This window comes from Streptomyces sp. NPDC006372 (assembly GCF_040612515.1).
In the GTDB taxonomy this organism is placed as follows: Bacteria; Actinomycetota; Actinomycetes; order Streptomycetales; family Streptomycetaceae; genus Streptomyces.
This window is the reverse complement of record NZ_JBEXQJ010000034.1, coordinates 23432-47370: the sequence shown is the minus strand read 5'-3', so window position 1 is coordinate 47370 and position 23939 is coordinate 23432. Positions and strand designations below refer to the sequence as shown.

Annotated in this window: 20 protein-coding genes and 1 riboswitch; of the genes, 8 read left to right on the top strand and 12 right to left on the bottom strand. The window is 73.1% G+C overall.

Translation table 11 applies throughout. The features are described 5' to 3' along the window. Position 1: 1 nt before the first annotated feature. The 8 genes from kdpF to ABZ016_RS34610 all read right to left on the bottom strand — a co-directional run bounded on the left by kdpF (position 2) and on the right by ABZ016_RS34610 (position 8417). A complete protein-coding gene (gene kdpF, locus ABZ016_RS34645; RefSeq protein ID WP_055523315.1) occupies positions 2-91 on the bottom strand; it encodes a K(+)-transporting ATPase subunit F in 90 nt (29 codons plus the stop codon). A 300-nt stretch (positions 92-391) separates the two neighbouring features. Then, complete coding sequence (locus ABZ016_RS34640) at positions 392-1477, bottom strand: tartrate dehydrogenase (RefSeq protein WP_356920674.1); 1086 nt, start codon at positions 1475-1477, stop codon at positions 392-394. A 113-nt stretch (positions 1478-1590) separates the two neighbouring features. Then, positions 1591-2493, bottom strand: coding sequence for a LysR family transcriptional regulator (locus tag ABZ016_RS34635; RefSeq protein WP_356920673.1), 903 nt, complete (start codon positions 2491-2493; stop codon positions 1591-1593). A 37-nt stretch (positions 2494-2530) separates the two neighbouring features. Further along, positions 2531-3679: a glycerate kinase gene (locus ABZ016_RS34630; protein ID WP_356920672.1), complete on the bottom strand. Its 1149-nt coding sequence runs from the start codon at positions 3677-3679 to the stop codon at positions 2531-2533. After that, on the bottom strand, positions 3679-5079 hold the full coding sequence (gene dctA / locus ABZ016_RS34625) for a C4-dicarboxylate transporter DctA (RefSeq protein ID WP_356920671.1): 1401 nt from the start codon (positions 5077-5079) through the stop codon (positions 3679-3681). The genes ABZ016_RS34630 and dctA overlap by 1 nt, the downstream gene beginning before the upstream one ends. 167 nt (positions 5080-5246) lie before the next feature. After that, complete coding sequence (locus ABZ016_RS34620) at positions 5247-6104, bottom strand: MBL fold metallo-hydrolase (RefSeq protein WP_356920670.1); 858 nt, start codon at positions 6102-6104, stop codon at positions 5247-5249. A 71-nt stretch (positions 6105-6175) separates the two neighbouring features. After that, the gene (locus ABZ016_RS34615; RefSeq protein ID WP_356920669.1) at positions 6176-7507 is read right to left on the bottom strand and encodes a DUF5933 domain-containing protein; all 1332 of its coding nucleotides are present in this window, start codon (positions 7505-7507) and stop codon (positions 6176-6178) included. Between the two features lie 175 nt (positions 7508-7682). Further along, positions 7683-8417: a flavodoxin family protein gene (locus ABZ016_RS34610; protein ID WP_356920668.1), complete on the bottom strand. Its 735-nt coding sequence runs from the start codon at positions 8415-8417 to the stop codon at positions 7683-7685. Between the two features lie 124 nt (positions 8418-8541). Here ABZ016_RS34610 and ABZ016_RS34605 point away from each other — a divergent pair, with 124 nt between their 5' ends. Beyond that, the gene (locus tag ABZ016_RS34605) at positions 8542-9543 is read left to right on the top strand and encodes an NAD-dependent epimerase/dehydratase family protein (protein ID WP_356920667.1); all 1002 of its coding nucleotides are present in this window, start codon (positions 8542-8544) and stop codon (positions 9541-9543) included. Positions 9544-9570: 27 nt separating this feature from the next. On the opposite strand, the gene ABZ016_RS34600 is transcribed toward ABZ016_RS34605, so the two are convergent. Continuing rightward, positions 9571-10686, bottom strand: a complete 1116-nt coding sequence (locus tag ABZ016_RS34600) for a HAMP domain-containing sensor histidine kinase (protein WP_356920666.1) — start codon at positions 10684-10686, stop codon at positions 9571-9573. After that, complete coding sequence (locus ABZ016_RS34595) at positions 10683-11435, bottom strand: response regulator transcription factor (protein ID WP_356920665.1); 753 nt, start codon at positions 11433-11435, stop codon at positions 10683-10685. Before ABZ016_RS34595 ends, ABZ016_RS34600 begins: the two co-directional genes overlap by 4 nt. A 115-nt stretch (positions 11436-11550) precedes the next feature. On the opposite strand from ABZ016_RS34595, the gene ABZ016_RS34590 reads away from it, so the two are divergent. Genes ABZ016_RS34590 through ABZ016_RS34580 form a run of 3 tightly spaced genes read left to right on the top strand, consistent with a single transcriptional unit; the run spans position 11551 to position 13612 of the window. After that, on the top strand, positions 11551-12252 hold the full coding sequence (locus ABZ016_RS34590) for a glycosyltransferase family 2 protein (protein WP_356920664.1): 702 nt from the start codon (positions 11551-11553) through the stop codon (positions 12250-12252). Next, a complete protein-coding gene (locus ABZ016_RS34585) occupies positions 12249-12866 on the top strand; it encodes a DUF2064 domain-containing protein (RefSeq protein ID WP_356920663.1) in 618 nt (205 codons plus the stop codon). Before ABZ016_RS34590 ends, ABZ016_RS34585 begins: the two co-directional genes overlap by 4 nt. Then, the gene (locus tag ABZ016_RS34580) at positions 12863-13612 is read left to right on the top strand and encodes a methyltransferase domain-containing protein (protein WP_356920720.1); all 750 of its coding nucleotides are present in this window, start codon (positions 12863-12865) and stop codon (positions 13610-13612) included. The genes ABZ016_RS34585 and ABZ016_RS34580 overlap by 4 nt, the downstream gene beginning before the upstream one ends. Positions 13613-13922: 310 nt before the next feature. Here ABZ016_RS34580 and ABZ016_RS34575 read toward each other — a convergent pair whose 3' ends face one another. Continuing rightward, entirely contained in the window at positions 13923-15155 is a 1233-nt protein-coding gene (locus tag ABZ016_RS34575; RefSeq protein ID WP_356920662.1) for a molybdopterin-dependent oxidoreductase, read from the bottom strand. A 114-nt stretch (positions 15156-15269) separates the two neighbouring features. Here ABZ016_RS34575 and ABZ016_RS34570 point away from each other — a divergent pair, with 114 nt between their 5' ends. Next, a complete protein-coding gene (locus tag ABZ016_RS34570; RefSeq protein WP_356920661.1) occupies positions 15270-16601 on the top strand; it encodes a hypothetical protein in 1332 nt (443 codons plus the stop codon). A gap of 16 nt (positions 16602-16617) precedes the next feature. Here the strand turns inward: ABZ016_RS34570 and cobN are convergent, their stop codons facing one another. Then, entirely contained in the window at positions 16618-20214 is a 3597-nt protein-coding gene (gene cobN, locus ABZ016_RS34565) for a cobaltochelatase subunit CobN (RefSeq protein ID WP_356920660.1), read from the bottom strand. Positions 20215-20269: 55 nt separating this feature from the next. Beyond that, positions 20270-20347, bottom strand: a riboswitch (cobalamin riboswitch). Positions 20348-20448: 101 nt separating this feature from the next. Between cobN and cobG the strand changes: the two genes are divergently transcribed. From cobG to ABZ016_RS34550, 3 genes are read left to right on the top strand one after another with little or no spacing between them, the layout of a single operon-like run. Beyond that, positions 20449-21735, top strand: coding sequence for a precorrin-3B synthase (gene cobG, locus ABZ016_RS34560; protein WP_356920719.1), 1287 nt, complete (start codon positions 20449-20451; stop codon positions 21733-21735). Next, positions 21732-22403 (top strand): precorrin-8X methylmutase, encoded by a 672-nt coding sequence (locus ABZ016_RS34555; RefSeq protein WP_356920659.1) that lies wholly within the window; start codon positions 21732-21734, stop codon positions 22401-22403. The genes cobG and ABZ016_RS34555 overlap by 4 nt, the downstream gene beginning before the upstream one ends. Next, a complete protein-coding gene (locus ABZ016_RS34550) occupies positions 22400-23926 on the top strand; it encodes a precorrin-2 C(20)-methyltransferase (protein WP_356920658.1) in 1527 nt (508 codons plus the stop codon). The genes ABZ016_RS34555 and ABZ016_RS34550 overlap by 4 nt, the downstream gene beginning before the upstream one ends. Positions 23927-23939 lie beyond the last annotated feature (13 nt).

The following is a 23939-nucleotide window of genomic DNA, read 5'->3' as shown; positions in this document are numbered from 1 at the left end:
CTCAGAACCTCTCGGGGAAGATCAGGGCGAGGACGAGATAGCCCAGCAGGGCGACGGCCACGACCAGGCCGACGGCGTTCTCGGCGGTCACAGCTTCGTCACCCCCTTGGCGACGAAGGCCACGAGCGCGAACAGCGCGATCGTGATGACGACGAAGGCCAGATCGGCCATCGCGGACTCCTGGAGTGGTTTTCGGGAGAGCAACGGACTCTTCGAGGAAACCGCTCCGTGGCCGGATCGGGTCGCCCGTTGACGGCTCCCATACGGCGGCGCGCGCACCTTTGACGGGACCCATACGGCCCTCGACCGGCAGCGGTCAGCGGGCCGCCGGCGAGGTGCGGGCATCACTCACAGGAGAGTCGGCACAAGGCGTGCCGGAGATCGAGCGGGGTCAGGCGTTCAGGGCGTCGATGAGGGCCTTGGCCACGTCCTCGGTGGACGAGGTGCCGCCGACGTCACGTGTGAGGACGCCGGCCGCCGTGGTCGTCTCGATGGCCCGGCGCAGGCGGGCCGCCTGGTCGGGCAGACCGAAGTGCTCCAGCATCAAGGCGGCACTGCCGACCGCGCCGATCGGATTGGCCAGGCCCTGGCCCGCGATGTCCGGGGCGGAGCCGTGGACCGGCTCGAACATGCTCGGGAAGCGGCGCTCGGGGTTGAGGTTGGCGCTGGCCGCAAGGCCCAGGCTGCCCGCCAGCGCGCTGCCGAGGTCGGAGAGGATGTCGGCGTTCAGGTTCGACGCGACGACCACCGACAGCTCCTCGGGGCGCAGGACGAACTTCGCGGACATCGCGTCGACCAGGACGCTCTCGGTCTCCACGTCCGGGTAGTCGGCGGCGACCCGCCGGAACACGTCGTCCCAGAGGACCATGCCGTACTGCTGGGCGTTGCTCTTGGTCACCGACGACACCTTGCGGTGGGCCCGGGTACGGGCCAGGTCGAAGGCGAACCGCATGATCCGCTCGCAGCCCACCTCGGTGAACAGGGCCGACTGGACGGCGACTTCGCCGCCCGGCCCGCGTCCGCCGAGGTTGCGGCCGCCGAGGCCCGCGTACTCACCCTCGCTGTTCTCGCGGACGACGACCCAGTCCAGCTCGGTGTCGTCGGCCTTGCGCAGGGGGCTGACGACGCCCGGCAGGAAGTGCACGGGGCGGACGTTGGCCCACTGGTCGAAGCTCTGGCAGATCTTCAGGCGCAGGCCCCAGAGGCTGATGTGGTCGGGGACGGTGGGCCAGCCGACCGCACCGAAGTAGACGGCGTCGAAGTCCTTGAGCCGGTCGAGCCCGTCCTCGTCCATCATCCTGCCGGTGCGTTCGTAGTACTCGCAGCCCCAGGGGAACTCCTCCCACGCGAACGCGAAGGCACCGGCGGAGTCCTCGGCGAGCGCGTCCAGGACGGCGCGTCCGGCGGCGACGACCTCCTTGCCGACGCCGTCGGCGGGGACGGCGGCGATACGGAAGGTGCGGGGTGCGGTGGTCATGGGTGCCTCCGGCTCACGGGGGTGGGATCGGTTCCGAGTCAACACAGGGCGGTCGTGCGGCGTCCAAGACCTGCTTCCGATCCGGCGTATAGGCGCGGCCGATCGGTCGCGCGTCACATGTCGCGGGCCGCGCGCAGCCTGGCGAGCGAACCGGTGAGGGTGAGGAAGGCGCGTGCGGCGGGCGTGAGGTGCGCGGGCAGGCTGACCATCGCCACGTGCAGCTGAGCGGTCGGTTCGATGGGGGCCACCACGGCACCGCAGCGGCGTGCCAGCCGCGTCCAGGAGGACGGCAGGACCGCGACGCCCACCCCGGTGAGCACCAGCGGCAGGATGGACGTGCGGTGGTCCACGACCGTCACGATCTGGGTGCCGGTGCCGCCGGCGGTGATGTCGTCGACGATGCTGCGCATCAGGCTGCCGGTGCGGGAGGCGATGAGCTTCTGCCCGGCGAGGTCCTCGGGGCGGATCGTGACGTCGTCCTCGATCGCCCCGCCGGGCGCGGCGACGACCACGAACGGCTGGTCCTCGACGTGCAGGACGTCCAGTCCGGACGGCTGTACCGGGGTGGCGCTGCCCAGCAGCCCCAGCTCGCAGGCGCCGCTGCGGACCAGGGACAGCACCTCGTCGGGGGTGAACGCGGCCTGGGTGCTGACCGTCACCGAGGGGTGCAGCTCGGTGAAGCGGTGGACGAGCGTCGTCAGCGGCTCGATGCCGGGCGAGGGCATGGTGGCGACCTCGACGGTGCCGCCCCGCAGTCCGGAGAGCGCGGACGCGGTGTCCCGTACGGCGGCGAGGTCGCGCAGTACGCGTCTGCTCGGCTCCAGCAGCTCCTGGCCGGCCTCGCTCAGCACGACGCCGCGGCCCACCCGGTGGAAGAGGGCCACACCGAGGTCGGCTTCCAGGTTCGCCATCGCCTGAGACAGCGAGGGCTGCGCGACGTGCAGGGCGGCGGCGGCCTTGCTGAAGCCACCGTGCTCGACGATGGCGAGGAAGTACTCCAGTTGCCGGGCGTCCAAGCTGCCTCCCCGCTCCGTCCTGCCGCGAACGGCGAGCCTACCTGCCGGTTCCGGTCCTTCCCCGGCCGATCCAGCGGTCGGCGAGTGCCCGGCCGCACTGGGCGAGCAGCCGTGCGGACAGGGCGCTGTCGTGCGCGCAGTCCTGGTCGGTGAGGTCCGTCAGGGCCTGGACGGAACGGAAGTGGGCGGCGGTCCGGTCGGCGGGCAGGGCGCAGCGGCCCGCTACCGCGTGCGCCTGTGTGCCGTGCGTGCGAGCCCGCCGGGCGAGCGCGACCGGCAGCTTGCCGGACAGGGACTGTTCATCGAGGCTGCCCTCGCCGGTGACGACGAAGTCGCTCGCGGCCAGCAGCTCGTCGGCGCCGAGCAGGGTGAGGAAGTAGTCGGCCCCCGAGCGCACCCGCCCGCCGAGCAGCATCCCGGCGTAGCCGAGTCCGCCGGCCGCCCCCGCTCCGGGACTCTCGGCGATCCGAGCGGCGTCCGGGACGTCCGCCGCCAGCCGGCGCACGAAACCGGCGAGGGCGTCGTCCAGTTTCCGCACGTCCTGTGGGCTCGCCCCCTTCTGCGGACCGTAGACGCGGGCCGCGCCGGCCGGTCCGAGCAGTGGGTTGTCCACGTCGGTGGCCAGGACCAGCTCGACGCCCTTCAGGGCGGCGCGGGCCCCGGCGAGGTCGGCGGTGCGCAGGTCGGCCAGTCCCCCGCCGCCGGGGCCGACCCGTGTGCCGTCCTCGCGGGCGAGCAGCGCGCCGAGGGATTCCAGCAGGCCCGCACCGGCGTCGGTGGTGGCGACACCGCCGAGCGCGAGGACGATCGTCTCCGCTCCGCCCGCCACCGCGTACCCGATCGCCTGGCCGACACCGTGACTGGTGGCCGTGAGCGGTGCTTTCCGGCCGCCCGGCAGGACGCCGAGTCCGCAGACGGCGGCGGCCTCGATGAGGACCGTGCGGCCGCGCACCGCGACGGACGCGGCGACCGGCTGCCCGGTCGGCCCGGTCACCGTGATCTCCTCGCGGCGGAACCGGCCCGCGCAGGCGGCGGCCACGCTCCCCTCACCGCCGTCCGCCAGCGGCAGCCGGACGACGTGTGCGTCCGGGGCCGCTTCCAGCAGTCCGCGTTCCAGCGCCCGGGCCACCTCGTCGGCGCCGAGGGAGCCCTTGAACTTGTCCGGGGCGATCAGGACGGACGCCATCAGGGCGTCACCTCGGCGGTCCGGGCGGCGGCGGGCACGCCGGCCCGGCCGTCTTCCGCGGGCTCGGGCTCGGTGGCCGTGGGTGGTTCTCCCCTCTCGCCGGCGAGCACCGCACGGGCCCTGGCGAGGTCGAGGCCGTTCTCCCACTTGGCGACGACCAGGGTGGCCACGGCGTTGCCGAAGAAGTTCACCAGCGCCCGGCACTCCGACATGAATTTGTCGATGCCGAAGATGAGCATGATGCCCGCGGCCGGGACGGAGCCGACGGTCGACAGCGTCGCGGTGAGCGCGATGAACCCCCCGCCCGCGACCCCCGCCGCGCCCTTGGAGGTCAGCAGCATGACGGCGAGGAGCCCGAGTTGCTGACCGAGGGAGAGGGAGGTGTCGGTGGCCTGGGCGATGTAGAGGGCGGCCAGGGAGAGGTAGATGGCCGCGCCGTCGAGGTTGAAGCTGTAGCCGGTCGGCACGACGAGTCCGACCGTGGACCGCTCGGCCCCCATGAAGCGCAGCTTGCGCATCAGCCCGGGCAGCGCGGGCTCGGCGGTGGACGTGCCGAGGATCAGCCAGAACTCCTCCTTGAAGTAGCGGAAGAGGTGGAAGATGTTCAGCCGCGCGTACAGCGCCAGCACTCCGCCGAGCACCACGACGACGAACAGCACGGAGGTGACGTAGAAGAGGACGATCAGCGAGCCGAGGCTGGTCAGCGTGGAGAGGCCGAACTTCCCGATGGCGTAGGACATGGCGCCGAAGGCGCCCAGCGGTGCGGCCTTCATGACGAAGGACAGGACCTTGAAGACGACCGCGGTGAGCCGGTGCACACCCGCGACGATCGGCTCGCCCGTCGGGCCCACCAACTTCAGCGCGATGCCGAAGACGACGGCCAGGAAGATCACCTGGAGGATGTCCCCCTCGACGAACGGGGCGAAGAAGCTGTCCGGCACGATGTGGGTGAGGAACTCCCACCAGTGCTGGTGTTCGCCCTGCTCGATGTACTGGCTCGCGTCGCCCGAGGTCCGCAGCGTCGCCGGGTCGGCGTGCACGCCGTCGCCGAGGCGGAAGAGGTTGATGGCCACCAGCCCGGTCAGCAGGGCGACGATCGTGCCGGCCTGGAAGTAGGTGAGCGCCTTGACGCCGGTGCGGCCGACCTTCTTGAGATCGGCGACCCCGGCGATGCCGCCGATGATCGTCAGGAAGACGATGGGGCCGATCAGCATCTTCATCGCGGTGATGAACGTCGTGCCGATCGGCTCCATGCCCGTGGCGAGATCCGGCCATCGCCAGCCCAGCACGATGCCGATCACGATGGCCACGAGTACCTGGACGTACAACTGCCGGTACCAGGGCGTCGCCCCGATGCGCGTGGCTCGCTCGGCTCGCTCGTCGGCCGGGGTTTGCGTCATTGCAGCCTCCCTGATCGCGCGGCACCGAGCCCGATCGGTCCGCGCCAGCTCTGGGCCACAGTGAACCGGGCCGCGGATCAGGGGGTCCACGACCAAAAATCGATGCCCCGTATAGGCAAGACCTATCTGTGGAGACGCGCTGCGTGCTGATCGCGCCGTTTCGCCGGTCAGCGGACCGTCGGGGCCGCCCCGGGCTCGCGGATGATGCGGGCGCTCCGGCCGTGGCCGCAGTGGACGACGCGGTCGCCGAGCCCGAGCCGGTCCGCCTCGGCCAGGAACGCCGCCAACGGCGACTTCATCACGGTGTAGTCGTCGTAGTGCACGGGGAGCAGCAGCCGGGGGTCGAGGCGCCGGGCGAGTTCCGCTCCCTGGGCGCCGTCCATGGTGACCACGAACCCGCCGGGGAGCGTGGTGCCGCCCAGGTGGAGGACGGCCAGGTCGGCCGCCGGGAAGCGCCTGGCGATCTCGTCGAGGCCGTCGTACATCAGCGTGTCGCCCGAGATGTACAGCCGCATCCGCACCGGTCCCCCGACGGGGCCGAACTCCAGCATGCTGCCCATCACCGGCGGCAGCAGCCCGCGCAGCAGCGCGCGGCCGGCGTGCCGGCCGGGCAGCGCCGTGACGCTGACCTGCGCCCCGCCGCGCTGGAGGGTGAGCCCGCGCCAGGTGCGCAGTCCGGCGGTGCGACGGAAGCCGTGCACCACCCTGAGCCGGCGGGCCGCGTGCGGTGTGGTCAGCACGGGTACCGTGCGGTCCAGGTGCCGGCGGGCCCTGCGGTCCCAGTGGTCCCCGTGCAGGTGGGACAGCACGATGCCGTCGAGGCGGGGCAGCTCGTGCACGTCGAGGGCCGGTTCGGTCAGGCGCCGGCTGAGCAGCCCGTGTCCGAGCCAGGCGTACTGCCCGCGGTGGAGGAAGTTCGGGTCGGTGAGCAGGGTGAGCGGCCCGTACGACAGCAGCACGGTCGCGTTGCCGATGAAACGGACGTCGACCGCGGCGTCTGCGAGGTTGTCGGTGGTCCTTGACATGGCCGCCCTCTCCTCCTGGAGGGCGGAGTACCCGTGACGGGCCGGCTCACTCGGCCGTCGCTAGAAGCCCCCTAGACCGGTTCCGGCTGGGGTTCGGGCCGCGAGGCCGGGGCGGGCTTCGGTTCCCACAGGTTGATCGTCCGTATGTAGCCGTAGATCACCGAGCCCATCGCCAGCAGGACGAGGGGTCCGAACAGCCACGGGCGGGCGGCCATCTCCGTCGGCAGGTAGCGGTAGGAGAGCAGGAGCGCGCCGAAGACCGTCGTCCCGTAGACGACCAGCTGGGTTCCCGACCGGTCCCAGCCGCGTGCGAGCGAGCGCAGCGCGGCCTCGATGGTGAGCGTGAACACCACGCCGGCCACGAGGTCCACGCCGTAGTGGTAGCCGAATCCCAGCGTCGCGGTGAGCGTGGCGATCAGCCAGAACGTGCCGGCGAACCGCAGGGCGCGGGGGCCCTTGCGGGTGTGGATGAAGATCGCGGTGGCCCAGGCGGTGTGCAGACTGGGCATGCAGTTGCGGGGGGTGATCCCGTCGAACGGCATCGCCTGCGGGGCGTCGGCCGGCGGCGGAACGTCCGGCCAGAGGTTGGCCAGCGCCCAGTGCGAGGTGGCCGGCGCGTCCGACCACCACAGGCTCATCCCGTCCCAGTGCTCGGTGCCGGTGCCGTAGGCGTAGATCGGTCCGACCACCGGGAAGATCATGTAGATGCCCGGTCCCAGGAGGCCGATCACCAGAAAGGTGCGCACCAGGTGGTGGCCCGGGAAGCGGCGCTCGGCCGCCACGTTGCGCAGCTGGTACAGCGCCACGAGGACCGCGGCCACCGCGAGCTGGCCGTAGACGAGGTCGAGGATGTTGAAGCCGATCGACCCGCTGGCCTCGACGATCCGGCCCACCAGCCACGACGGGTTGCCCAGCGCGTGGTCGGCGGTCGCCACGTACGGGTCGAGCACCGTGGGGAGGGCCTTCGACGTGATGAACAACCAGGTGTCGCCGGTCTTGCGGCCGGCCACCAGCAGCAGGCCCAGCCCGACGCCCTTGAGCAGCAGGAGGCGTTCCGCGCCGGTGCGGCGGGTGAGGGCGATCACCCCGAAGCCCAGCAGCACCCACAGCGCGCCGTTGCCGAAGGGGTGGCCCTCGGTCACCTCGATGCCGGCCGCCCACCGCACCAGCTGGAAGACGACGTCGATGCCGATCGCGGTGCCGAGCGCGATGAAGCGTTGCCGCCAGGTGAGCACCACCATCATCAACGCCATGCCGGCGTACAGCAGGGCGCCCGACTTGGGGGCGACGATCACCTCTCGCACCTGGCGGGTGATCGGCCCCGGCACGTCGTAGTGGCGCGCGACGATCTCGAGGGCTATGAGGAAGCCGAGGGCCACGGCCCCGGCCGCGGCCCACAGCATGCCCCTGCGTCTTGCCGGCGTGGGTATTCGCGTTGATATAGGCATCAATTGTCTTATTCGGTTTGCGTGTTGTTAGGTGAGTGGATCACCTCTCTTGGGTGATCGTTGCACGATCGAACATGTTATCGGAGTAGTGTGCCCCGGGTTGGTCGGTTCCGGTACTTTCCACGATCGTTCAGCGATGCTCGGGGTTGTCCGCCCCGGGATGGCAGCCGGCGTCCCACTCCGAGCGCTGGTTGCCGTAGGCGGGAACGCCCCCTGCTCGCTTCAGCAGGGCGGCGAGGTGCATCAGGTTCCAGGTCATGAAGCTGGTGTTGCGGTTGGTGAAGTCGTTCTCCGGGCCGCCCGAGCCCGTGTCGAGGTACGACGGCCCGGGGCCGGCCGCGCCGATCCAGCCGGCGTCGGCCTGGGGCGGGATCGTGTAGCCGAGGTGCTGGAGGCTGTAGAGAAGGTTCATGGCGCAGTGCTTCACCCCGTCCTCGTTGCCGGTGACCAGACAGCCGCCCACCCGGCCGTAGTAGGCGTACTGTCCCCGGGAGTTGAGCAGCGAGGAGCAGGCGTAGAGGCGCTCGACGACCTGCTTGGTGACCGAGCTGTTGTCGCCCAGCCAGATCGGGCCGGCCAGGACGAGGATGTCCGCCGCCATCACCTTCTCGTACAGGCCCGGCCAGGCGTCGGTGGCGAAGCCGTGCTCGGTCATGTCCGGGTAGACGCCGGGCGCGATGTCATGGTTGACCGCGCGGATCACGTCCGTGGTCACACCGGCGGCGTCCATGATGGCCCGGCTCTTGTCGATCAGCCCCTGGGTGTGGCTGAGCTGCGGGGACGGCTTGAGGGTGCAGTTGATGTAGAGGGCGGTCAGATCGTCGTAGCGATGCACGGCGTCACCGGAGGCTGCGGCTGCTGTCATGGGGGCAGCGTCCCAAGTAACGCCCGGTTTGTCCCGGTTCGACGCACCGGGCACGTCCTTACGGAGTCATGACGTACGGGCGCGGCCCCCTGGCGCGGGCCCGGTGCGGGCCTAGCGTGGCCGTATGCGCGTACTGGTCACCGGCGGTGCCGGGTTCATCGGGTCCCATGTCGTCACCGCGCTCCGGGAGCGGGGGCACGAGGCGGTCGTGTTCGACGTGCGGGAGGATCCCGCGGCAGACGTGCGGGACGCGGCAGCGGTCCGCCGTGCCCTGTCCGGTGTGGATGCCGTGTGTCACCAGGCCGCGATGGTCGGGCTCGGTGACGGGGTCGCCGACGCGGCGGAGTACGTCTCGCACAACGACCTCGGGACCGCCGTGCTGCTCGCCGCCATGTCGGAGGCGGGTGTGCCGCGTCTCGTGCTGGCCGGGTCGATGGTGGTCTACGGGGAGGGACGGTACGAGTGCTCCCGGCACGGGGTCGTCCGGCCCGGCCCGCGTGCCGTGGCCGACCTCGACGCGGGGCGGTTCGAGACACCGTGCCCGGTCTGCGGGGCGGACCTCGCCCCCGGCCTGGTCGGCGAGGACGCCCCGGTCGATCCCCGGAACGTGTACGCGACGACCAAGCTCGCCCAGGAGCACCTGGCCGCCGCCTGGGCCCGCTGCACCGGCGGGTCGGCGGTGTCGCTGCGCTACCACAACGTGTACGGGCCGGGCATGCCCCGCGACACCCCGTACGCCGGGGTCGCCTCCTTCTTCCGCTCGGCGCTGGCCCGGGGCGAGGCGCCGCGCGTGTACGAGGACGGGCGGCAGCGGCGGGACTTCGTGCACGTCCGGGACGTGGCGGAGGCCAACCTGGCCGCCCTGGAGGCCTCGTCGCCCACCGGTGCGCTCACGGCGTACAACACCGGCAGCGGTGACCCGCACACCGTCGGCGAGATGGCGCGTGCGCTGGCCGCCGCGTACGGCGGGCCCGAACCCGTCGTCACCGGCGAGTTCCGGCTCGGCGACGTCCGGCACATCACCGCGGACTCGGCACGGCTGCGGGACGGGCTGGCGTGGAAGCCGGCGGTCGGGTTCGCCGAGGGCATGGCGGAGTTCGCGCGGGCCGGGATGCGGGACGGATAGCCCTCTGAGCCGGTGGTGCTGCCCGCATCAAAGAGAAGCGGCAGCGGGCAGCACCACCTCGAAACGGCAACCGCCGGGGATGTTGCGTACGGTGGCCCGGCCCTGGTGGGCCTCCACGATCCCCCGGACGATGGCGAGGCCCAGACCCGCGCCGGCCGGGGGCGTCCGGGCGTGCGTGCCGCGCCAGCCGGTGTCGAAGACGCGCGGCAGGTCCTCCTCGGGGATGCCGCCGCAGGCGTCCGTCACCGACACCACCACCCCCTCGGCGGAACGCTCCGCGGCGATGGCGACCGTGCCGTCGGCCGGGGTCCGGCGGATGGCGTTGACCAGCAGGTTGCCCAGCACCCGGCTCATCTCCTTGCCGTCCACCTCCACCGGCACCTGCTCGACGCGACCGCCCACCAGCCGCACCCCGTGCTGCCGGGCGAGCGGGTCGGCTCCCGCCAGCGCGTCGCCGACCAGGTCGTACAGGGAGACGCGGGTGGGGGCGAGGGGGAGGGTGCCGGCGTGGATGCGGGAGAGTTCGAAGAGGTCTCCGACCATGTCGTTGAGGCGTTCGACCTCGGTGCGCATCTGCCTCAGGTAGCGGCCCGGGTCGGCGGCGACGCCGTCCTCCAGCGCTTCCGACATGGCGCGCAGACCGGCCAGGGGGGTGCGCAGGTCGTGCGAGATCCAGGCGACGAGTTCCCGCCGGGAGGTCTCCAGAGCGCGTTCCCGCTCCCGGGATTCGGCGAGCCGGGCACTGGTGGCGGCCAGTTCGCGGCTCAGGTACTCCAGTTCGGCCGTGGCCGGGCCGTCGGGGGCGGCGAAGTCTCCGCCGTCGCCGAAGGAGCGCGCGGCCACGGCGAGGGCACGGCTGCGTGCTACGACCCAGCGGCCCAGCAGCAGCGCGGTGGCCAGGGAGACGACGGCCGCCATGGCGACGACGGTCGTGACGACGCTCAGGTCGTGCGCGGAGAGGAACATCGCCCAGGCGACGGCGAGGGTGCCGGCGAGCATCGCGACCACGCCGACCGCCGCGACCACGGCGAGCGAGGCGGTGAGCGAGCGGCGCCGGATCAGGCGCAGCGCGCCCGCGCCGACCAGGCCGGTGGCCGCGGCGCCGGCGAAGGCGTACAGGGCGATGAGGAGGGTGTCGTTCACGATCCGGCCTCCTCTCCGGTGATTTCGGTGGCGGCTCCCGTGGCGTCGAAGCGGTAGCCGACGCCCCACACGGTCTGGATGAGGCGGGGCCGGGCCGGGTCGTCCTCGACCTTGCCGCGCAGGCGGCGGACGTGGACCGTGACGGTCGACAGGTCACCGAAGTCCCACCCCCACACCTCGCGCATCAGGTCCTCCCGGCCGAAGGCCCGCCCCGGATGGCGCAGGAAGAAGGAGAGCAGGTCGAACTCGCGCAGGGTGAGGGCGAGTTCGGTGCCGTTCTTGGTGGCGCGGCGGGCGGCCGGATCGACGGTCAGACCGGCCGCCCCCAGTCGGTGCCCGGGGGCGGCGGGCCTGCTGCGGCGCAGCACCGACTCCACGCGCAGGACCAGTTCGCGCGGGCTGAAGGGCTTGGTGACGTAGTCGTCGGCACCGACCTCCAGGCCCAGGATGCGGTCGTCCTCGTCGCCGCGCGCGGTGAGCATGATGACCGGGACCGGCCCCTGCCCCCGCATCCGCCGGCACACCTCAAGGCCGTCCATCCCGGGCAGCATCAGGTCGAGGACGACCAGGTCCGGCCAGTGCGCGGCGGCACGGGTGAGGGCGGTGGGTCCGTCGTCCGCGCGGTCGACGAGGTAACCCGCGCGCTTCAGGTACCCGGTGACGACCTCGGCGACGGTCGGATCGTCGTCGACGACCAGGATGCGCGGAGCCCCGTCGGGGGTCTCCTCGTGCTGATGGGACTGCTGCATGGCTCCAGCCTGGCACCGGGCCGCCGGTGATGCCGTGCCCGGGCACCCACGGGCCGCCGACGTCCGCGTTTCGTAAGGAGCGGCAGTCCGTTATGTATCGATTCGTGTTCGTAGGGTGAATGCCGTGACGACGATTCCTTCGGACGTCGACGTGGTGCTGCCCTGCCTGAACGAGGCCGAGGCCCTGCCCTGGGTCCTCGAACGGATCCCGCCGGGCTGGCGCGCACTCGTCGTCGACAACGGTTCCACCGACGGCTCGGACCGGGTCGCCCACGCGTACGGCGCGACCGTCGTACGCGAGCCGCGCCGGGGCTTCGGCGCGGCCTGCCACGCCGGACTGACCGCCGCCACCGCCGACGTGGTGTGCTTCTGCGACTGCGACGCCTCCCTCGACCCGGCTCTGCTCGTCCGCTTCGTGCGCGAGGTGCGTGACGGCGGGAGCGACCTGGTCCTCGGCCGGCGGCGTCCGCAGGGGCGGGGCGCATGGCCGGCGCACGCCCGCGCCGGAAACCTGGCGCTCGCACGGATGCTGCGCCGCCGGACCGGGCTGCGCCTGCACGACCTCGGTCCCCTGCGCGCCGCCCGCCGCGAGCCGCTGCTCGCGCTCGGCCTCACCGACCGGCGCAGCGGCTATCCGCTCCAGATGGTCGTCCGCGCGGCCGACGCGGGCTGGCGGATCGCCGAGTACGACGTGCCGTACCTGCCGCGCACCGGGGCCTCGAAGGTGACGGGCACCTGGCGCGGCACCTGGCAGGCCGTGCGGGACATGAGCCGCGTACTGGCCGAGTCCCCGGGCGAGGAAGGGGCCGTACGGTGACCACGCTCCTCGTCATCGCCAAGGAGCCGCGGCCGGGCCGGGTCAAGACCCGGCTCACCCCGCCGTTCACGCCCGGCGAGGCGGCGGCACTGGCGGAGGCCTCGCTCGCCGACACCCTGGACGCGGTCTCGGCGACCCCGGCCACCCGCCGGATCCTCGTCCTCGACGGGAAGCCCGGCTCCTGGCTGCCGGCCGGCTTCGAGGTCGTACGGCAGTGCGCGGGAGGGCTGGACGAGCGGCTGGCGGACGCGTTCGCGCGGTGCGGCGGACCGGCCCTGCTCATCGGTATGGACACGCCTCAGGTGACGCCCGAGCTGCTCACCGTCGACTTCGCCGAGGGCGACGCCTGGTTCGGCCCGGCGGAGGACGGTGGCTTCTGGGCCCTCGGCCTCGCCGACCCCGACCCCGCCCTGCTGCGGGGCGTGCCCATGTCCACACCGGTGACCGGAGCCGTCCAGCGGGAACGGCTCCTCGCGGCCGGGCTGCGGGTACGCGAGCTGCCTCCGCTCCGGGACGTCGACACCGCCGCCGACGCCCACGCTGTCGCCGCCCTCGCCCCGCACGGCCGGTTCGCCGCCCGGCTGGCCCGGTGCGCATCGGTCCCCGCACGATGAGCGCCCCGCCCGCCCCCGCCCTGGCCTGGGCGACTGCCGACCCCTATGCCGCCGCCCTGCGCGCAGGTCATGGGCCGCTGTTCCTGCGGCGCTCCGACGGCTGGCTGCTGCCGCTGGAGGTGGAACGCTGGTGCGCCCGGGCCGACCGCGTCGATCGGGACGTGCTGGACCGGTGCGAGGGGGCCGTGCTGGACGTGGGCTGCGGGCCCGGGCGGCTGGTGGCGGAACTCGCCGCCCGGGGCCGGGCCGTCCTCGGCATCGACGTCAGCGAGGCCGCCGTCGACCACACCCTGGGGCTCGGCGGTCAGGCGCTGCGGCGCTCGGTGTTCGAGCCGTTGCCCGGTGAGGGCCGCTGGGACACCGTCCTGCTCATGGACGGCAATATCGGCATCGGCGGCGACCCGCTCGCTCTCCTGGGCAGAGCGGCCGAACTCCTGCGCCCCGGCGGTCTGCTCATCGCCGAGACCGCCCCGGTGGACCTCGACGAACGCGTCCACGTCCGCATCACCGACGCGCACTCGGCCGCCGGTGCCGCGTTCCCCTGGGCGCGGCTCGGCACACAGGCCCTGCTCCGGTACGCACGGGGGTGGGAGCGGTCCGGTCAGTGGACGGCCGGCGGGCGCACCTTCGTCGCCCTGCGCACGCGCAGCGCCAGCAACAGCGCCGAGCCGCCGAAGAGGACGGCGCTGATCAGCAGCCAGCGGGCGAGGAAGCCGTCCGGCGAGAGTCCGGTGGCGGACCGGTAGCGCCGCTCCACCGTCCCGCAGATCAGCGGGAACCACACGAGCAGGAGCAGCCCGGACAGGGCCGCCGGTACGCGCACGTACGGCACCCACTCCCGGCGCGCCCTCAGCCCTCGTACCACCGCCCGGTCCGCCACCGCGTACAACGGCAGCAGCACCAGGTCGTGCAGCAGCGCCGCCCCCACGACCCACAGCGCCACGCCGAACCAGTCGTCGGCGAGCAGCCGCACCCCGGCGTAGGCGGTGAGCGCGAAGGAGCAGGCGAGCAGCAGAAGCTGGAAGGGGTTCCCCACGGGGATCCGCGGTCGGGGCATCACAGCTCTCCGAACGTCATGCGGGCCACCCACTTGGTGTTGAGCACACCGGGTGCCGCGGGCACGATGATCCGCGCCGGGTGGCCGTGGTCGGGGGACAGGTCCTCGCCGTTGACGTACAGGGCGAGGAGGGAGCGCGGGTCGGCGACCTGGCCGGCGCTCAGAGCGGCGCGCCGGAAGGCGCCGTGCCGCTGGAGCGACTCGACCAGGACGTCCGGAGGGTCGCCGTCGTACCCGACGAGCGCGGCGAGATCGCGCAGCCGCACACCGCGCCACCACTGGTCCGACGTCGACCAGCCCTCCACACAGGCGATGGGCAACGCCGCGCTGTACTGGGGCAGTTCGGCGAGCCGTGTGCGGCTGAGGCGGACGGTGCCCGTACGCCCCGTCACGACGAGCCGCCAGGCGTCCTCGCCCGTCTCGGCCGGGTCGATCCCGGCGTACGCGGCGGTCTTGTTGATCTGGAACCCGTTCGGGCCGCTGCCGGGGTCCTCGCCGCCGTGCGGTGCGAGGAGGGCGGTGCGCCGCAGCGGACCGTCGAAGTTCTGTCCCACCGTGGTCGCGAACAGCAGCAGCGAGCCGCCGCCGACGAACCACAGCGCACCGCGGCGGGTGACGGTGGGCTCGGCGGGGCGCGGTGTCACCAGATCGTTCCTCTCCTCCCGCAGCTGCCGCACGTTGCGCAGGACGACGGGCGTCTTCAGCAGCGCGTGGGCGACGAAGGCGGCGAAGAACACCCACGCCCCGTAGAAGTGCAGCGGGTAGAAGGAGCCGGGGAAGACGTAATCGAGCTGGATGTTGAGCACCCCGGTCACGAACTCGAACAGCCCGCCGCCCACCAGGAGCAGGAGCGAGATCCGCTCCAGGGCGTGCGCGAGCGAGCGGACCGGCGGCAGCGTGAAGAGCCTCGGAATCACGGACCAGAGCTTGGCGAGCAGGACGGGGACCAGGGTGATGCCGAGGGTGACGTGGACGCCCTGGTTGAGCCGGTACAGCCAGTGCGGGTTCGTCGGCCAGGCGAAGAGGTAGAAGCCGAGGATTCCCTTCTCCGGGGTCTTGTCGTTCACCGGCGACAGGTCCGGGTTGTAGGCGGCGTACGAGACCAGGCCCGTCACGAACAGCACGGTGATGCCGACGAGCAGGACGAGGCCCAGCACCGAGGTGAACCAGGGGCCGCGCAGGGGGCTGCGCCAGAAGCCGGGAGAGGAGGGAAACCGTGGGTCGTCTCGCATGGCCCGACGGTAGGCGCGGATCACCCCGGAAGAGCGTGCGCGACCCATGACGAAACGCTGACGTCCGGCCCGGACGGCGGTCCGTGCCCGCCCTGTCGGCCTAGCGTTCCGGATGTGACCCGCTCCCTCCGCCGCGACCTGTACGCCGCCGGTGCCGCCGCGCTGCTCGTGACGGCGGCCGTCCTGGTCGGCCGCCGCATCCAGGACACCAGCCGCACACTGTTCGTCGACTGGCCTCCGCTGCTGGCCTCCTGGGGGCCTCACCTGGGCCCCGGTACGCCGGCGGCCGTGCTGGTCGCGATCGCCACCGTGGCGTACGGACCCGCCCTCGCGGCCCGTCTCCCGTGGCGTGCCCTGCTGCCGGCGGCCTGGGCCACGGGCACGGCGTGGATCTGCTCCCTCGCCCTGATCGACGGCTGGGACCGGGGCATCGCGCGCAGGCTCACCACCCGCTACGAGTACCTCCAGGTCGTCGACCGGTTCCACGACGTCCCGGCGGCTTTGCGGGACTTCACCCGGCACATCCTTCTCGACTCGCCGGACAACTGGCCCGCCCACGTCGCCGGTCACCCGCCCGCGGCCACGCTCACCTTCGTCCTGCTCGACCGGGTCGGGCTACGGGGCGGAGGCTGGGCCGGGGTCTGGTGCATCGCCGTCGGGGCGACGGCCTGTGTAGCCGTGCTGGTCACGATCCGCGCTCTGGCCGGCGAGGCGCTCGCGCGCCGGGCTGCGCCCTTCCTCGTGCTGGCCCCGGCCGCCGTGTGGATGGGCACGTCGGCCGACGCGTACTTCGCCGCGGTGGCGGCGTGGGCGGTGGCGCTGCTTGCCCTGGCGGTCACCGGCCGGTCCTTGTGGTGGGCGGGGGTGTCCGGGCTGCTGTTCGGCCTGACCTGCTACCTGTCGTACGGCCTCACGCTGGTCGCGCTGATCGCGGCGGCGGTACTGGCGCTCGGCCGGCAGGGCGTCCGGGAGCGTCCGGCGCTGCTGGTGCCGCTGCTGGCCGGACTGGCCGTGGTCCCGGCGCTGTTCACGCTCGCGGGCTTCGACTGGTGGGAGGCCTACCACTTGCTGGTGACGCGCTACCGCCAGGGCGCGGGCGGCATCCGGCCCTACGGCTACTGGGTGTGGGCCAACCTGGCCTGCGCGGTGATCAGCACGGGACTGGCGACGGCGGCGGGGCTGCGGCGGACGGGAGCCGTGCTGATCGGGCGGCGCACGGAACCGCGAGACGACGTCCGCCTCGCGGTTCTCGTGTCCGCGGCGCTCCTCGCCCTGCTGATCGCCGACCTTTCCGGCATGAGCAAGGCGGAGACGGAGCGCATCTGGCTGCCCTTCGCGGTGTGGCTCCTGGCGGCCTGCGCGCTCCTCCCTCGTCCCCGCGCCTGGCTCATCGCCCAGGCACTGCTCGCCCTGCTCCTCAACCACCTGCTGCTGACCGGGTGGTGAGGAGTCGGTCCGGGACCTAGGAGCCGTCGTCCTCGAGGTTGCCCTCCGTCTCCAGGTACACCTGCCGCAGCCCCTCCAGCACCGCCGGGTCGGGCTTCTCCCACATCCCGCGGGACTCCGCCTCCAGCAGGCGTTCGGCGATGCCGTGCAGGGCCCAGGGGTTGGCCTGCTGGAGGAACTCGCGGTTGGCGGGGTCCAGGACGTAGGTCTCGGTGAGCTTGTCGTACATCCAGTCGGCGATCACGCCGGTGGTGGCGTCGTAGCCGAAGAGGTAGTCCACCGTGGCGGCGAGTTCGAAGGCGCCCTTGTAGCCGTGGCGGCGCATCGCCTCGATCCACTTGGGGTTGACGACGCGGGCGCGGAAGACCCGGGAGGTCTCCTCGACCAGGGTGCGGGTGCGGACCGTCTCGGGGCGGGTCGAGTCGCCGATGTACGCCTCGGGGGCGGTGCCGCGCAGGGCGCGGACCGTGGCGACCATGCCGCCGTGGTACTGGAAGTAGTCGTCGGAGTCGGCGATGTCGTGCTCGCGGGTGTCCGTGTTCTTCGCCGCGACCGCGATCCGCTTGTAGGCGGTCTCCATCTCCTCGCGGGCGGGGCGGCCCTCGAGTTCGCGGCCGTAGGCGTAACCGCCCCAGACCGTGTAGACCTCGGCCAGGTCGGCGTCGGTGCGCCAGTCGCGGGAGTCGATGAGCTGGAGCAGACCGGCGCCGTAGGTGCCGGGCCGGGAGCCGAAGATACGGGTGGTGGCGCGGCGCTCGTCGCCGTGCTCGGCCAGGTCCGCCTGGACGTGGGCCCGTACGTGGTTGACCTCGGCCGGTTCGTCCAGCGAGGCCGCCAGGCGTACGGCGTCGTCCAGCAGGCCGATGGTGTGCGGGAAGGCGTCCCGGAAGAAGCCCGAGATACGCAGGGTGACGTCGATGCGGGGGCGGCCCAGCTCCTCGTGCGGGACGGCCTCCAGGCCGGTCACCCGGCGCGAGGCGTCGTCCCAGACGGGGCGGACACCGAGCAGCGCGAGGGCCTCCGCCACGTCGTCGCCCGCCGTGCGCATCGCGCTCGTGCCCCACAGGGAGAGGCCGACGGACGTGGGCCAGTCGCCGTTGTCCGCGCGGTAGCGCTCCAGCAGGGAGTCCGCGAGCGCCTGGCCGGTCTCCCAGGCGAGGCGGGAGGGGACGGCCTTGGGGTCGACGGAGTAGAAGTTGCGGCCGGTCGGCAGGACGTTGACCAGGCCGCGGAGCGGGGATCCGGAGGGACCCGCCGGGACGAAGCCGCCGGCCAGGGCGTGGACCGCGTGGTCGAGTTCGTTCGTGGTCCCCGACAGCCGCGGGACGACCTCGCGGGCCGCGAACTCCAGGATGGCCGCGACCTGTTCACCGTGGTCCGTGGGCACGGCGGCCGGGTCCCAGCCCGCGTCCTCCATCGCCTGGACCAGGGCGCGTGCCTTCTCCTCCGTCTCGTCGGCGGTGGTGCGGGTCGCCGCGGACTCGTCCAGGCCGAGGGCCTCGCGCAGTCCGGGCAGGGCCGTGGCGCCGCCCCAGATCTGGCGGGCGCGCAGGATGGCGAGGACGAGGTTGACGCGGTCCTCGCCGCGCGGCGGGTTGCCGAGGACGTGCAGGCCGTCGCGGATCTGGGCGTCCTTGACCTCGCAGAGCCAGCCGTCGACGTGCAGGAGGAAATCGTCGAAGCCGTCGTCGTCCGGGCGGTCCTCCATGCCGAGGTCGTGGTCGAGCCGGGCGGCCTGGATGAGGGTCCAGATCTGGGCGCGGATCGCCGGGAGCTTCGCCGGGTCCATGGAGGAGATCTGGGCGTACTCGTCGAGGAGTTGCTCCAGCCGCGCGATGTCGCCGTAGGAGTCGGCGCGGGCCATCGGCGGGACGAGGTGGTCGACGAGGGTGGCGTGGACACGGCGCTTGGCCTGGGTGCCCTCGCCCGGGTCGTTGACCAGGAACGGGTAGATCAGAGGGAGGTCGCCGAGGGCGGCGTCGGGGCCGCAGGCGGCGGAGAGGCCCGCGTTCTTGCCGGGCAGCCACTCCAGGTTGCCGTGCTTGCCCAGGTGGATCATCGCGTCCGCCCCGAACCCGCCGTCCTCGGCGCGGGCGGCGATCCAGCGGTAGGCGGCCAGGTAGTGGTGGGAGGGCGGGAGGTCCGGGTCGTGGTAGATCGCGATCGGGTTCTCGCCGAAGCCGCGCGGGGGCTGGATGAGGATCAGCAGATTGCCGAAGCGCAGGGCCGCGAGGACGATGTCGCCCTCCGGGTTGCGGCTGCGGTCGACGAACATCTCGCCCGGGGCCGGGCCCCACTTCTCCTCCACCGCCGTGCGCAGCTCCTCGGGGAGCGTGGCGAACCAGCGGCGGTAGTCGGCCGCCGGGATGCGGACCGGGTTGCGGGCGAGCTGCTCCTCGGTGAGCCAGTCCTGGTCGTGGCCGCCCGCCTCGATCAGCGCGCGGATCAGCTCGTCGCCGTCACCGGAGGCCAGGCCCGGCACCTCCGCGTCCGTTCCGAAGTCGTAGCCCTCCTCGCGGAGCCGGCGCAGCAGGGCCACGGCGCTCGCGGGGGTGTCGAGGCCGACCGCGTTGCCGATGCGGGAGTGCTTGGTCGGGTAGGCGGAGAGGACCAGCGCGAGGCGCTTGTCGGCGGGCCGAATGTGGCTCAGTCGCGCGTGGCGTACGGCGATACCGGCGACCCGGGCCGCGCGCTCGGGGTCGGCGACGTAGGCCGGGAGGCCGTCCTCGTCGATCTCCTTGAAGGAGAACGGGACGGTGATGAGGCGGCCGTCGAACTCGGGGACGGCGATCTGGCTGGCCGCGTCGAGCGGGGAGACGCCCTCGTCGTTCTCCTCCCAGGCGGTGCGCGAACCCGTGAGGCACAGGGCCTGGAGGATCGGGACATCCAGCGTGGTGAGCGCGCCCGCGTCCCAGGACTCGTCGTCGCCGCCGGCCGATGCCTCGGCGGGCTTGGTGCCGCCCGCGGCGAGGACGGTGGTGACGATGGCGTCGGCGGCGCGGAGTTCCTCGATCAGCTCGGGCTCGGGGGCGCGCAGGGAGGCGACGTACAGGGGCAGGGGCCGGCCGCCCGCCTCCTCGATCGCGTCGCACAGGGCGCCCACGAAGGCGGTGTTGCCGCTCATGTGGTGGGCCCGGTAGTAGAGCACGGCGACGGTCGGGCCGCCCGCGCGCTCGCGGGGTGTGCGCTCCAGCGGGCCCCAGGTGGGGGCGGGCGCGGGTGCCTCGAAGCCGTGGCCGGTCAGCAGGACCGTGTCGGAGAGGAAGCGGGCGAGCTGCTCCAGGTTGGCCGGGCCGCCGTGGGCGAGGTAGGCGTGGGCCTCGGCGGCGATGCCGACGGGGACGGTGGAGGCGGCCATCAGCTGGGCGTCCGGGGCCTGTTCGCCGGTGAGGACGACGACCGGGCGGCCGTCGGCGAGCAGCAGGTCGAGGCCCTCCTGCCAGGCGCGGACGCCACCGAGGAGGCGTACGACGACCAGGTCGGCGCCGTCGAGGAGACCGGGAAGGTCCTCAAGGGCGAGGCGGGCCGGGTTGGCGAAGCGGTACGGGACCGGGCCGGCTGCCGCGCGTGCGCTGAGCAGGTCGGTGTCGGACGTCGACAGGAGAAGGATCATGCGGCGTCTGGCCTTCCTCGGGGTGTCCGCGCCCCGGGCGGTGGGAGGACGGCGGGAGTTCCTGGCTCACCCGGCCCCGTTCGGGCCGGGCTCACAGTGGCGGGACCGCGCCGGACTCGCACCGGGCTTCCTCCCCTGTCGCCGTCGTGGCGTCGGCGGACCGGATGATCCGCCGCGGATCATAGTAAGGGGCATGGGAAAAGGGCGGGGCGTACAGCGGGTGTGAGGGTAGGTATGCTCGCCGCCATGTCCACGCCTGCCCTTCGTTCATCGCCCCAGGCCACAGCGGTCTCCCGGGAGCGCGGTGACGCCTGCCCGGGCACCCTGCGGCTGCACGCTGCGGACGACGGCGCGCTGGCCCGCGTCCGGATTCCCGGTGGTGTGCTGACCGTTCCGCAGGCGGAGGCCCTCGGCGACGCCGCGGAGCGGCTGGGCGACGGGGACCTGCATCTGACCTCGCGCGGCAATGTGCAGCTGCGGGGTCTGGCCGAGGCCTGCGCCGGTGAGTTGGCGGGGCTGCTGGACGCGGCCGGGCTGCTGCCCTCGCACGGCCACGAGCGGGTGCGCAACATCGTGGCCTCACCGCTGTCCGGTCTCGACGGGCGGGGTGTGCTGGACGTACGGCCCTGGCTCACGGCCCTGGACACGGCGCTGTGCACGAGTGAGGCGGCCCAAGGCCTGTCGGGGCGTTTCCTGTTCGCGCTCGACGACGGGCGCGGGGACGTGGCCGGACTCGATGCCGACGTGACGGTTCGGGCGACGGCGGACGGCGGGGCGCACCTCGGCCTGGGCGCGGCCGGGACAGCGCTGCTCGTCCCCGTCGAGGAGGCGGCGCGGGCCGCCCTGGTGGCCGCGGAGACCTTCCTGGAGGCGGCGCGGGAGAGCGGGGCGCGCGTCTGGCGCATCGAGGAACTCGACCTCCCCGCGGACGAGTTGCTCGACCCGGTCGGCAGGCGTCTGACCGCCGAGGGCATCCGTCACGAGCGGCGGGCCCGCGAAACCGGCCGTACGGACGGCCCCTCCCCGGGAGCCCTCGGCACCGGCCTCTCCGTGCACGTACCGCTGGGGCGGCTCACGGTGCGCCAATGGCGCGAACTGACCGATATCGCCGACGGTGAGCTGCGGCTGACGCCCTGGCGCGGTGTGGTTCTTCCCACACAGGGGACGCCAGCGGAGGAGTCCCTCGCCCGCCTCTCCGCCACCGGCCTCGTCACCGACCCCGACTCCCCCTGGCTGCGCGTCGGCGCCTGCATCGGCAGCCCGGGGTGCGCCAAGTCGCGGGCCGACGTACGGACCGACGCGGCCGGGGCCCTCGGCGCGATCGAGCCGCACGGCCTGCCCCTGTACTGGTCCGGGTGCGAACGCCGCTGCGGGCACCCCCGGGGCGACCGCGTCGACGTGGTCGCCGCTCCGGGAGGCGGCTACCGGCTCTCCACCGCGGTGAGCGGCCAGGAGCCCCGGAGCACCTCGATGGACGACCCCGCCCGACTCGCCACCGCCCTGGCGGCGATCACCTCATGAGCCGTATGACGACCGAGAGCAGCGTGAAGACCACCGTGACCACGTACGACTACGAGAAGGACGGCCCGGCGATCTACCGCCAGTCCTTCGCCACCATCCGCGCGGAGGCGGACCTCGCGGCCCTGCCCGCCGACGTCAGCCAGGTAGCGGTCCGCATGATCCACGCCTGCGGAATGGTCGACCTCGTACGGGACCTGTCCTACTCACCGGCCGTCGTGGCCCGCGCCCAGGAGGCGCTGCGCTCCGGTGCGCCGATCTTCACCGACGTGCAGATGGTGGCCAGCGGAGTCACCCGCAAGCGGCTGCCCGCCGGCAACGACGTGCTCTGCACCCTCTCCGACCCGTCCGTGCCGGAACTGGCGGCGAAGCTCGGCACCACGCGCAGCGCCGCCGCTCTGGAGCTCTGGCGGGACCGGCTGGAGGGCTCGGTGGTCGCCGTCGGCAACGCGCCCACCGCCCTGTTCCGGCTGCTGGAGGTGATCGACGAGGGGGCTCCCCGGCCGGCCGCCGTCATCGGCGTCCCCGTCGGCTTCGTCGGGGCCGCCGAGTCCAAGGACGCCCTGGCCGCGCATCCGTCCGGCCTGGAGCACCTGGTCGTACGCGGCCGTCGCGGGGGCAGCGCCATCGCCGCCGCCGCGCTCAACGCGATCGCGAGTGAGGAAGAGTGAGCGGCGAACAGTCCACCGCGGGGCGGCTGTACGGGGTCGGGCTCGGCCCGGGCGACCCGTCCCTGATGACCGTACGGGCCGTCGAGGTCATCGCCGAGGCGGACGTGATCGCGTACCACAGCGCCCGGCACGGCCGTTCCATCGCCCGCTCGATCGCGGCGAAGCACATCCGCGAGGACCACATCGAGGAACGGCTGGTCTACCCGGTCACGACCGAGACCACCGACCATCCGGGCGGTTACAAGGGCGCGATGGAGGAGTTCTACGCCGAGGCGTCGGCCCGGCTCGCCGCGCACCTCGATGCGGGGCGGACGGTCGCGGTCCTGGCCGAGGGCGATCCGCTCTTCTACGGCTCCTACATGCACATGCACAAGCGGCTCGCCGACCGCTACACGACCGAGGTGATCCCGGGCGTCACCTCCGTGTCCGCCGCGGCCGCCCGGCTGGGCACGCCGCTCGCCGAGGGCGAGGAGGTGCTCACCATCCTGCCGGGGACCCTGCCCGAGGAGGAGCTGACCGCACGGCTCGCCTCGACGGACGTCGCCGTGGTGATGAAGCTGGGGCGGACCTTCACCAAGGTGCGGCGGGCCTTCGCGGATTCGGGGCGGCTGGGCGAGGCCCGGTACGTCGAGCGGGCCACCATGGCCGGGGAACGGCTCGCCGAACTGGCGGACGTGGACGCGGAGTCGGTGCCGTACTTCTCGGTGGCCGTGCTGCCCAGCCAGGTCGACGCCGAGCGGCCTCAGGCGCCGGAGCGGGGCGAGGTCGTCGTGGTCGGGACCGGGCCGGCCGGTCCGCTGTGGCTGACGCCCGAGACGCGGGGGGCGCTGGCCGCCGCCGACGACCTGGTCGGCTACACGACCTACCTCGACCGGGTGCCGGAGCGCCCCGGGCAGACCCGGCACGGCTCGGACAACCGGGTCGAGTCAGAGCGCGCCGAGTTCGCCCTGGACCTGGCCCGGCGCGGGCGGCGGGTCGCGGTCGTCTCCGGTGGCGACCCGGGCGTCTTCGCCATGGCGACGGCCGTGCTGGAGGCCGCCTCCCAGAAGGAGTACGCGGACGTGCCGGTGCGGGTGCTGCCGGGCGTGACCGCCGCCAACGCGGCAGCGGCCCGCGCGGGTGCCCCGCTCGGACACGACTACGCCGTCCTCTCCCTCTCCGACCGGCTCAAACCGTGGGAGGTCATCGCCGAGCGGCTGCGCGCCGCCGCCTCCGCGGACCTGGTGATGGCCCTGTACAACCCGGGCTCACGCAGCCGCACCTGGCAGGTGGGCAAGGCACGTGAGCTGCTGCTGGAGCACCGGGCACCCGACACCCCGGTCGTGGTCGCCCGGGACGTGGGCGGATCGGGCGAACAGGTGCGGATCGTACGGCTGTCCGACCTGGACCCGGCCGAGGTGGACATGCGCACGATCCTGCTGGTCGGCTCCTCACAGACCCGGGCGGTCCGCCGCGGGGACGGCGAGGAGATCACCTGGACTCCGCGGCGGTATCCGGAGGCCGGGTCCGGCGGGGCCTCCTGAGGGGCCCGGGGCG